At 67.0% G+C, this 10583-nt stretch carries 9 protein-coding genes; all 9 read right to left on the bottom strand.

Annotated elements, in window-relative coordinates; all coding sequences use genetic code 11:
* On the bottom strand, positions 1–440 hold a 440-nt coding region (locus tag AC1DOC_RS06225), incomplete at its 3' end, for an ATP-binding cassette domain-containing protein (RefSeq protein ID WP_478129545.1).
* Positions 437–1273 carry an ABC transporter permease gene (locus AC1DOC_RS06220; RefSeq protein ID WP_012747198.1) on the bottom strand — a complete coding sequence of 279 codons (837 nt, stop codon included), beginning with the start codon at positions 1271–1273 and terminating at the stop codon, positions 437–439. The genes AC1DOC_RS06220 and AC1DOC_RS06225, both read right to left, overlap by 4 nt.
* Positions 1270–2259 (bottom strand): ABC transporter permease, encoded by a 990-nt coding sequence (locus tag AC1DOC_RS06215; protein WP_012747197.1) that lies wholly within the window; start codon positions 2257–2259, stop codon positions 1270–1272. The genes AC1DOC_RS06220 and AC1DOC_RS06215 overlap by 4 nt, the downstream gene beginning before the upstream one ends.
* The gene (locus AC1DOC_RS06210) at positions 2256–3812 is read right to left on the bottom strand and encodes an ABC transporter substrate-binding protein (RefSeq protein ID WP_478129544.1); all 1557 of its coding nucleotides are present in this window, start codon (positions 3810–3812) and stop codon (positions 2256–2258) included. The genes AC1DOC_RS06215 and AC1DOC_RS06210 overlap by 4 nt, the downstream gene beginning before the upstream one ends.
* Before the next feature lies 1 nt (position 3813).
* Positions 3814–5982, bottom strand: coding sequence for a TonB-dependent siderophore receptor (locus tag AC1DOC_RS06205; RefSeq protein ID WP_478129543.1), 2169 nt, complete (start codon positions 5980–5982; stop codon positions 3814–3816).
* Between the two features lie 101 nt (positions 5983–6083).
* Positions 6084–6455 carry a hypothetical protein gene (locus AC1DOC_RS06200; protein WP_080515734.1) on the bottom strand — a complete coding sequence of 124 codons (372 nt, stop codon included), beginning with the start codon at positions 6453–6455 and terminating at the stop codon, positions 6084–6086.
* A gap of 220 nt (positions 6456–6675) precedes the next feature.
* Positions 6676–8094 (bottom strand): PepSY-associated TM helix domain-containing protein, encoded by a 1419-nt coding sequence (locus tag AC1DOC_RS06195; protein WP_012747194.1) that lies wholly within the window; start codon positions 8092–8094, stop codon positions 6676–6678.
* The gene (locus AC1DOC_RS06190) at positions 8094–10178 is read right to left on the bottom strand and encodes a TonB-dependent receptor (protein ID WP_041945651.1); all 2085 of its coding nucleotides are present in this window, start codon (positions 10176–10178) and stop codon (positions 8094–8096) included. Before AC1DOC_RS06190 ends, AC1DOC_RS06195 begins: the two co-directional genes overlap by 1 nt.
* Positions 10179–10219: 41 nt before the next feature.
* Positions 10220–10583 (bottom strand): DJ-1/PfpI family protein (locus tag AC1DOC_RS06185; RefSeq protein WP_478129542.1); only part of this gene is annotated, 364 nt, incomplete at its 5' end.

Genomic DNA, 10583 nt, shown 5'->3' with positions numbered 1-10583 from the left:
CACGGATACTGCCGCGCGGAGGCAGCCAATCCCGCCGTCCTCAGGTCGCTCACGGCGGCAGCCCCTGCCGCTTCGAAGGCCGCGCCGCGAACCAGCTCGTGCGTTTCGGCCAACTGAGGCGCGATGCGCATCAGCGGATCCAGCGCCATCGCGGGCTCCTGGGGCAGCAACGCGAGCGTGCGGCCCCAATGCGGGCGACGCACGCGGGCGTCCTCGGCACGGCTTTCGATGCCGTCCAATGTGACCGAACCACCAGCGCGTAATGCAGCCGGAAGGTTACCCATCACGGCCTGCGCCAGCAGCGATTTTCCAGCACCACTTTCGCCGAGCAGCGTCAGCACTTCGCCTGCGCGAAGTTTGAAAGACACATTGCGCAGCAGCGGCCTGGCCCCAACGTGCACGCAGAGGTTCTCGACAGCCAGCAGAACAGAAGCGGTCATGCCGTTTCCCCCTCTGCGGCCAGCAGCATCATGCCGAGCACCAGGAACATCAGGAGCGCCACCGGCGCTGCGATGAGCCACGGCGCTTCTTCGTAGTGGGGAAGAAACTCGATCATCATCAATCCCAGTTCGGGTGTAGGCGGCTGCAGTCCGACGCCGATAAAGCCCAGCGCGGCAAGCGCGAGCACGGCCTGCGCCGCACTGAAGGCCAGCAATGTCCCCAGCACCGGAGCGAGTGCGGGCAGCAGGTGCCTGCGCAGGACGTAGCCCGACCCGAAGCCCAGCAGGCGCGAAGCCTGCACCGCATCACCCGCGAGCACCGGCCGGCTCGCCGCGCGGGCAACGCGGAAGTATTCGACCCACAGCGAGAGCGACAGACCGATGTAGAGCGCCCAGTACCGCCCTGGCGCCAGCGCCGCGAACAGCAGCACCAGCAGCAGGCCCGGCACCGAGAGCACTGCGTCGGCCAGCATGACCAGCGCACGTTCGATGCGCCCGCCGCGCCAGCTGGCGACAACGCCCAGCAGCACGCCGGGAATGGCTGCGGTCACAGCGGCGAGCAATGCGAGGCCGAGTGAGAGCTGCGCCGCGTGTGCCAGCCGCGCGAGCACGCTACGGCCCAGCACGTCGGTGCCGAGCCAGTGAGCCGCGCCCGGCGGCAGCAGCGTGTCGGCAAGTGTCTGGCGTGCCGGGTCAATGCCGATCACAGCCGGCCCGAACAGCGAAAACACCGCGACCAGCGCGAGGATGGAGAGACCCGTGCGACGGCGCCCTACCTCGCGCCGCGACTCTCGGCCGGTGAGTGCCGGGATGTCGAGCAGACTGCCATTCATGCGGTCACCCCCATGCGTCGGCGCGGGTCGAGCGCGAGGCAAGCCGCATCCACCAGCAGGTTGAACACCACGAACAACAGGCCCATGCACAGCGCGGCCCCCTGGATCATCGGCACGTCGCGACCGAACACCGCATGCACCAGCGCATGTCCGATCCCAGGCCAGGCGAACAAGGTTTCGACCACGACCGCTCCCTCCACAAGAAACACCGCATGTACGCCGAGATAGGCAACCACCGGCGTCGCTGCTTGGCGCAAACCATGGCGCACCAACGCTTGCCGGTCCGACAACCCCTTGGTGCGCGCGAATTCGAAGGACGGCGAAGCTACCGCTTCGCGCATGGAGGCCCGGGTCACGCGCGCCAGGCCTGCGGCCAGGCCCAGCCCCAGCGTGAGTGCCGGCAACAGCAGGCTGCCCGCATGGTCGTCGCCCGCAACAGGCAAAGCGCCGAGTTGCACCGCAACCAGCACCATCAGCAGCACCGCGAGCAGGAACGGCGGCATGGCACGAAGCACCACGGCGAGCACCAGCGTGAGCCGGTCGATCCAGCCACCCGCATGCAGGCCCGACCAGATCCCCAGCGGCAAGCCGACGATGGCTGCCACGAACACGGAAGCGACCGCCAGATCGATGGTGGCGCCCAGCTGGTGCGTCACTTCGCCCCACACCGAATTGCCAGTGACCAATGAAGTGCCCAGATCGAGTCGCGCGATTTCTCCCCACCATTGCAGCAGTGCGAGCCACACGGGCCGGTCGAGTCCGAGCTCGATTCGCACGGCATCGGCCGCCGCGTTGTTCACAAGGTCGTAGCCATATCGTCCCGCGGCAATGCGGGTAGCCATGTCGCCCGGCAGAGAGCGGGCCATGAAGAAACACACCGTGCCCACCAGCAGACCCAACGCGACGATCTGGATGCCGCGGCGCAGCAGGATGCCGCTCCAGGCCGTGTGGGTCCTGTGCACTCCGGCATTCATGGTCCTGCTCATGCGTTCCACCTCATCGCGGTAAGCCGGTAGGACCGTTCCAGCGGATCGAGGCTCACACCGGCGACACGCTGGCTGACCGCCACCTGTTGGCGGTACCAGGCGATCGGGATCACCGGCAATTCGGCCTGAAGCACTGCCGCGACCTGCGCGCGCAACCTGGCCGTGCGCTCGGCCGACGATGGGCCGAGCGAAAGCTCGGAAAGTGCCTTGACCAGCGCATCGCTGGTCCAGCCCATCGCGCCCCAGTCGCCCCCCGAGGCCCCGAAATCCTGCATCAGCGTGCCCGTGGGGTCGGGCACCGTGGCGTAGTTGCGCGCGGCCAGGCCCAGTTGCAGGCTGCCGTCGCGGTGGCCCAGCGGAATGTCGCCCGAATTGCCGACGCCGACCTGCACCGCGATGCCAGCCTGTCGCCACTGCTCCTGCAGCGCGGAGGCGATGACGGGCAACTCCGGCCGATCGGGAAAGGTCCGCAGCGACAGGCGTAATGGCTGGCCCGAAGCGTCGCGCAAGCCGTCGGCCGCCCGTCGCCAGCCGGCCTCGGCCAGAAGCCTCGCCGCAGCGGCGGGGTCGTGGGTCAATGGCGCCAGCGCGGGGTCGTGCCAGGCCTTGAGCGTCGGAGGAAAGAGTTGCGTTGCCGCCAGCTCGGGGTCACGCAGCAAGGCCTTCGCAATGCCGGCCCGATCGATGCACAGGCTGAGCGCCTGCCGCACGCGCAGGTCTTTCAAGGCCGGCAGACCTGCATTGACTTTGAGGATCACGGTGCGTGGCAACGTCACCGTATCGACGCGAACCTGGCCGCGCTTGCGCAGTCGCACGAGGCTTGCCGGGTCGAGCCCGTAGGCCAGATCGGCCTGTCCGCCCTCGGCCATCAGCGCACGGGTTTCGGCGCGGCCGGCCGCCAGGTAACGCACGCGCTCGACGGCAGGCCTGGCGCCGTCGTAGCCGTCGAACGCAGCCGCCTCCACATGCTGGGGCGGTGCGAGCGACACCACGCGGTAGGGGCCGCTGCCAACGATGGTCCGCACCCTGCCGTCGGGACCGTAGCTCGCCGGGGCGAGCACCATCGTGCTGCTGTGCGCCAGCAGCGCTGGCAATCCGCCGTAGGGCGACGCCAGCCTGATCAAGACGACACCTGCACCCTCGGCGTCCAGCGACTTGATCGGCRCCAGACTGAGCAGCGCCGGGGCCACGCGTGCGGCCTGCAGGCAGCGCACGACTGCGGCGGCTGTCACTGGCGTGCCGTCGTGAAAGCGCGCTGTCGCACGCAGCGTGAAACGCCATGCCAACCCATCGGCCGACACTCCCCAGCGTTCAGCCAAGCCAGGCAACGGGGTGCCGTCCTCGCGCGCCTCCATCAGCGTTTCAGCAATCTGCATGCGCGTGAAGATGTAGCCACTGTTGGCCGGGGCGAGGCCCCCTAATTCCCAGGGGCCGACGATCTGCAGCGGCGAGAGCGCCGGCTGCGCCAGCAGGCCCGCCGATGCGGCAACGGCCGGGCCGACCGCACAAAGTTGGAGCGCACGGCGGCGCGTCAGATGGATTGGCAATGTCATCTCAGAACTTGGCCTGTAGACCGAGGGTGAAGGTGCGCGACGTACCTGGTGTGACCCAGACGCGGCTGTATGAACTCGTGTAGTAGGTCTTGTCGAAAAGATTGTCGACGTCGAGCGTCACACGCAGTGTGGGGTTGAGGCGCCAGTACGCAACCAGCTTGGCGGTGGTGTAGGCCGGCAGGTCGAACGCGGGAGTTCCCGCGTTCGCCTCAGCCTGCGTGCGGGCCTGGCCCAGGCGCTTGCCCATGTGGGTGAAGCCGCCGCCGATGCCGTAGCGCTGGCCGTTGGAAAAGCCGTCCTCGTAGACCGCGAGCACGCTGCCGTTGACCCGGGGCACGTTGAGCAGCCGGCCGCCGACCTCCAGGGTGTTGTCCTTCGTGATTTCCACGTCGTTGAGCACCAGACTGGCATTGACGCGCCAGTTCTTCGTGACCTGGCCCAAGAAGTCGAACTCCAGGCCCCGGCTGCGGATTTCGCCCGCCGCCACCGAATAGCCGGTGTTGACGGGGTCGGAGGTCAGCACGTTGCGCTTGCGGATGTCGAAGAGCGCGGCGGTGGCGCCCATGCGCTGGTCCGTGCTCTCCCACTTGGTGCCGAGTTCCAGCGCGCGGCCCGTCTCGGGCGCAAAGCCGTTCGAGGCGAAGTCGGAACCCGTGTTGGGCCTGAACGAGCGGCCCGCATTGGCGTAGAAAGTCCACTGCGGTGTCGGCAGCCAGCTCACACCGATGCGCGGTGAGGTCGACGAGGGCTCCTGGATGGCCGTGATGCTGTTTCTGCGATTCAGCAGCGACTGGCGATAGTTGTCGGCGCGCACGCCCGCAACGAGCCGCCATTCAGGCGAGAGCTTGATCGCGTCCTGGACGTAGAACGCGTTATTGTTCTGGCGTTCCAGCGTGTCGGTGTTGGCCGTGGGTACCGGCTGAAGCTGGCCGTAGACCGGGTTGTAGATGTTGATCGCATACGGCCTGGCGGTCGTCGGATTCGCCCGCAGCATCAGGGAATCCATGCTGAAGCGGAAGCTCTCCACGCCGAACAGGAGTTCGTGTTCGATGGCGCCGGTCTTCACATTGCCCTGCAGTTCGGCCTGCAGCGCAATGTCGTGCGAGCTGTAGTCGCGGTAGCGCCGCTGCCGCGTGAGGTTGCCGTTGGCCAGCAGTGCAGTCGGCTCGGTGGAAAAACCGTCCAGCGAAGTCTCGCGGTACGACAGGCCTACCCGGCTGCGCCACGTGGAATTCCATTCATGGGACAGGATGAACTGGTGCGTCTGGTTCTTGACTGTCACGTCGCCGTCGGCCGGCTCGCCGAGGAAGCGGTTGCGCGCAATGGCGCCAAGCCGGTTGTCGACCGCCACCACACCGCGGTCCAGCGGGGTGGCATGGCGCAGGTACTCACCCGCGTACTCCAGCACCGTGTCGCGTCCGAGCTTCCAGGTGAAGGCCGGGRCAATGACCTCTCGTTTGGCGCCCACGAAGTCGCGGAAGCTGTTGCGGTCTTCCACCGCCACGTTGAGCCGGTAGGCGAAGTTCTCGCCGATCGGGCCGGTGCTGTCGAAAGCGCCTCGCTTGAGGCCCTGGCTTCCCCCATAGGCCTCGACCGAGTTCGCCGCCGTCCACAATGGGCGTTTGGAGACGATGTTCAGCGTGCCACCGGGTTCACTGCTGCCGTAAAGCGCAGCCGCGCTGCCTTTGAGGAACTCGATGCGCTCCACTCCCGCCAGATCGCGCGGCGCGTTGAACCCCCGGTTCGAGGAAAAGCCGTTGAGCAGCGTCGCCATCCCGGTGTTCTCGTTGCCGGGCAGTCCGCGGATCGCGATGTTGTCCCAGAGGCCGCCGAAGTTGTTCTGCCGCGAGACGCCGCCGACATAGTCGAGCACGTCATCGAGCTTGGTGGCCCCCAGGTCGTCGATGGCCTGGCGCGTGACGATGCGCACCGATTGCGGCAGTTCGCGCAGCGGCAGGTCCGTCTTGGCGCCGGCGGCTTCTTCGGCTTGGTACGTGCCCGACTCGCCGCGGCCGACCACTTCGATGGGTTTCAGCTGGCCCTGGACAGGGCTATCGGAAGACTGGGCGATGGCCGGTCCGGCAAACAGCGCCGAGACGGCCAGCGCGAGAGGGAGGCGGCGAAACAGGGGAACGCGTTTGTGCGCGCGTTCGGAAGGGATAGCAATCATGAATGGCACTCGACGAGACAATGCCGCCGGCCTTCGACAGGCTCGGCAGCAGGATGAAGAAAAATGAACGCGTCACAGCCCCGCGGGGGGACGGCGGAATGTCAGGTCGATGCGTGCGGAGGATCTCGCGAGGCGAAGGGCCAACGGCCCGGATCTGGCACGAAGGCCAGCCCGGGCGGTGCACGTGGAAGTGCCACGGCATACGCCACTTCGAGCGCGGCCAGCAGCTGAGCGGGTGCTGTGGCGTGGTGCACATAGGCAAGGCACCATTCGCACAGGCCGCGCGCTTCCTCGTCGTGGCCGAGAGATCCGGCGTCCACGCGGGTTTCAAGCGCTGCTTCCCGTTCTTCACCTGCCAGTGCCTGCCGCAGATGCCCGGCTTCGTGCAACGGCATGCCGATGGCCGCGTTGAAGAACACGGCCAGCAGCAGAAGTCGAAGGAGGCGTTGAAGCTGGAGGGGGCGAAGCTGCATGGCGAGGGGGAAGAATCATACTGTTGCGAGACGATGACACGAACATGACCCGCGCCGTCCGACGGCAAGGCCGGCGGAGTATGAAGATTTCCGGACAGTTCATACATACGCCATCGGCCGTATCGGATCGTGCGGGAGTCTTCGCCGCCCGCTCAATGCGAGCATCAGCAGCGAGACAAGAGACAGGTCGAAACAGGCGTACGCCTCCTGCAGACATGCCTCAGGCTGGCGAGCGTCCTGCACTGGAAGCCCTGCCGCTTATCCACATGTCCACCGCCAGCATGACCAGCAGGGATGCACCCACCAGTGGAAAGGCGATGCCGCCCAGCGCCAGCATTGCCAGCACAACGCACAGCGTGCGCCGGTCCGAGGGCAGCGGCGGCACGCCGAGCCCACCTGCGGGCCGTCGCTTCCACCACATGGTCGTGGCACTGACGCACAGCAGCACGATGCCCACGCAAACCGCCACGAGCACCGCCTGGTTGGGAACGCCGAACTCCTGGCCCAGGTGAACGTTGATGCCCCATTCAAGCCACCGCGCGACCGGGCCGTAGTCCGCGTAGCGCATGTCGATCAGCGTCTTGCCGCTGTACTGGTCGATGTGGATCACTCGCTGCTGCGCGAGGTCGCTCGGACAGGCTGAGGCCGTGTAGACGCCGCTCGAACCCTGGGGCGGGTTCACGGTGTAGCCCCGGGCAATGCCGAGCCGCTCGAAGATCCTGATCGCGGCATCGAGACCGAGGGCGCCCTCGGCAGCCACGGGATGCATGACCGTGCCAGGCTCTGCATGTCCCTCATGGCCTTCATGCCCCTCGTGACTCGAGCGCGGAACCTTTGCCTGTTCGAGCGACCACGCCGTGGGCGCCCCGTCTGCCAAGCGCTGCTGCGACATCGGCATCTGCACGCGCACACCCGATGGATAGCCGAAGTTCTGCCCATTGGCCCACTGGTTGACCTTGGCGCCCCAGAACACCGACCACGGCATGCCGGTGAACGCCAGGAACACCAGCGCGGCGCCGACGAAGATGCCCGTCACCGCATGCAGGTCGCGCCAGAACACGCGTTGGCGAGGTCGCCCGCGCACCGTGACCACGCCGCCACGGCGCCCACGCGGCCACCAGAGGTAGATGCCGGTCGTCACCAGCAGGATCGCCCACCCGGCCGCGATCTCGATGGCACCGCGCGCCACCGACCCGAAGTACTTGAGGCTGTGCAGCTTGCGGATGGTCCAGGCCACGCTCCCGCCCTCGGGTAGCGTACCCAGCACCTTTGCGCGATAGGGGTCGACGAACACGACGAGCTGTTCACCGCTCGCACTGGCAATACCCACCTCCGCCGAATCGCCCGTCGAGGCCGCCGGCGTGTACTTGCGCAGCGTGCCGGGGTGGGCCGCCAGTGCGGCCCCGACCAGTTCGCTGTGCGCCAACGCGGGTCCCTGCCTCGCCTGCACGAACTTCAGATCGTGGTGAAAATACCCGTCGATCTGCAGCTTGAAGACGAACAGACCGCCGGTCAGCGCGAGCCAGATCAGGAACGGCAGCACGAGCAGACCGGCATAGAAATGCCAGCGCCACACGGCGCGGTAGAGGCTGCCGGCAACGAAGGGTGCCGTCTGGCGCGGCAAGGCTTGTGCGGTCATCAGAACCTCATGTTCAGGCTGGCGTACACACCCCGGCCGTCGCCGGGCGAGTAGCCCGAGGAGCCGCTGTCGTACCAGGCATAGACGTACTTGCGGTTGGTCACGTTCTTCATCTGCAGGTTCACGTCCATCGTGGGAGACACGCGGTAGGTGGCCCCGAGGTTCAGCAGCGCATAGCGTCCGAAGCGGCCCAAGGTGTTGGTGCGCTCCACGTAGTAGTCRCCCTGCGCGTTGGCCCAGCCGGAGAGCTTGAGCTTGTCGCTCGCCTGGTAGTCCACGCCGGCGGACACCAGGTAGTGCGGCACGTTCTCGATCTCCTTGCCGCGCGTGGCGGGTGCGCTCGGGTCCGGTGCCGTGATGCGGGCCCCCTGGTGCGAATAGGCGATCCAGGCCGTGGTGCGTGCGTTCGGCTTGGCATTGAGCTGGATGTCGAAGCCCTTCCTGAGCGTCTTGCCGACGTTGCCCAGGCCACCCGGGTCCGGCAGCCCGTCGACGCCCAGGACGCGCGCGACTTCCCCGGATGCGCGCTGCTCCCAATAGGCGACACGCCCGTCGAGCCATGGCAGCGGATTGAACTTGACGCCGGCCTCCCAGCCGTCGTTGATCGACGGTTGGAGGTTGCGCGCCTGCGTTCGGTAGGCATCGATGCCGGTGCCGATCTGGAAGGTGCGGCCCCAGTTGGCGTAGAGGCTCGCCTGCGGATTCAGCGCATAGGCCACGCTGATCTTGGGCTGCTGGATGAGCCCGTAGTCATGCACCGGCGAGGTGGTGCGGCCGAGCCGGTCGGTGAACTGGCCGCCCACGTGGTCGACCCGGAAGGCCGGCACGATCTTCAAGGCCTCGACCGGACGGATCACCGCCTGCACATAGGCCCCCTGCGTGTCGAGATCGAAATCCCAGTCGCGAAATTGCGAGGTGCGCACGCGCTCGGTGGTGCGGTAGCGCTGGCCGAGGTTGTGCTGCCACTGCGCGTCGAGGCCGCCTTCCAGCGTGAACTCGTGCGCCCAGCCGACCTGGGGCCGCCAGGTCAAAGAGGTGATCGCGCCCTGCTGCTTCTCGTCGTTGTAGCGCTCCTGCTGGGCGCTCGCTGCGGAGAAGCGCACCCAGCGCCGGTTCTCGTACTGGTTGGCATAGACCTTGGTCGACCATGAGAGGGTGTTCGTCAGTTCACCGTCCAGGTGCGCACTGAGCTGCGCCGTCTCGCGCTCGCCGCGGTCGGCCGATGCATACGCGGGCGAGCTGCGCGGCGTCCTCATGGCCTGGTCGTAGCTCAGGTAACCAGACTCCAGCGCCTTGTTGCGGTAGTAGCGCGCGATGACGCCGGCGCGCCAGCGACCGTCGTCGCTGGTGTAGAACCACTTGCCCGAGAAGGCCAGCTTCCTCGCGTCGGCATGGTCGCGGTAGCCGTCCGAATCGCGGTAGGCCAGCGAATAGTTCTGGCTCCAGTTGCCGCTCTCGATGCCCTTGGAAATCTCGACCTCCTTGGTGCCGAAGCTGCCGAGGGTGAGGCTTGCGCGCCCCTGGTTGCCACCCGTGCGCGTGATGACGTTCGCGTTGCCCGCGATGTTGTTCAGCCCATAGCGTGGGTCGTTGGTGCCGCGCACGATCTCGATGGCCTCGATGTCCTGTGGGAACACCGCATCGAGAAACGGCATGCCGCCCGCGTTGTCGTTGCTCGGGATGCCGTCGATCAGCAGCTTGACGGCATTGACGCGGCCTTCGCCGTTGAAGCCGCGGAACGAGAAACGCCCCGCGTCGGTGCCTTGCTTGAACTGCGTGACCTGCACACCCGGTGCGCGAGAGAACAATTCCCAGCTGTAGTCGACGTGCTGGTCTTCCAGCACGCTGGCGCCCAAGATGTCGACCGAACTGAACACCTGCCGCGCGGACAGYGGTCCGCTGGCCGTGGCCTGGATGTTGACGGTGCCCAGCGTGAGTGCGGAACTGTCCGTGTTCTTATCGGTCTGTGCGGCAACGGGGGCTGCGAAGACGGCCTGATCGGGCGTATCGGCTGCGAAGGCCCATGTCGGTGCCCAGAGCAGCGGGCCGAGCTTGAAGGAGTTGACCAGGAGCCTGCGGCGCATTGAATTCGTGTAGTTCATGAAGTTGATCTCGTCGCTTGGCTTCATTTCAAGCTCGGCGTCGAGGAAAGCGCCGAGCGCGTCTGCGCCAGGAAGTCCTTGAACATGTCGTCCACCATGGCCTTGACCGCCGGCGCGGCAGTGCGCGGCGTGCCGGCGTTGAAGGGCGGCTCGGGGGCGTACTCCGCGAGCAGCTGCATCGTCTCGGCATAGGGCCGATCGCGCAGCATGGCGACCATGCTCAAGCCCAGGTCCAGGCCGGCGCTCACGCCGGCGCCAGTGATGCGGTTGCGGTCGCGCACCACGCGCGCGTCCACGGGGATGGCATCCACGTCCATCAGCAGCGGCCGTGCGACCCAGTGCGAGGTCGCCTTGTAGCCCTTGAGCAGCCCGGCCGCACCGAGCACC

Source organism: Variovorax sp. 01T439_2 (assembly GCF_056398445.1).
This window is presented reverse-complemented; position numbering and strand designations above follow the sequence as displayed.

Excerpts from the sequence above, each read along its gene's own strand:
- AC1DOC_RS06200 (WP_080515734.1), bottom strand. The coding sequence starts at position 6,455 with ATGCAGCTTCGCCCCCTCCAGCTTCAACGCCTCCTTCGACTTCTGCTG.
- AC1DOC_RS06215 (WP_012747197.1), bottom strand. The coding sequence starts at position 2,259 with ATGAGCAGGACCATGAATGCCGGAGTGCACAGGACCCACACGGCCTGG.
- AC1DOC_RS06220 (WP_012747198.1), bottom strand. The coding sequence starts at position 1,273 with ATGAATGGCAGTCTGCTCGACATCCCGGCACTCACCGGCCGAGAGTCG.
- AC1DOC_RS06195 (WP_012747194.1), bottom strand. The coding sequence starts at position 8,094 with ATGACCGCACAAGCCTTGCCGCGCCAGACGGCACCCTTCGTTGCCGGC.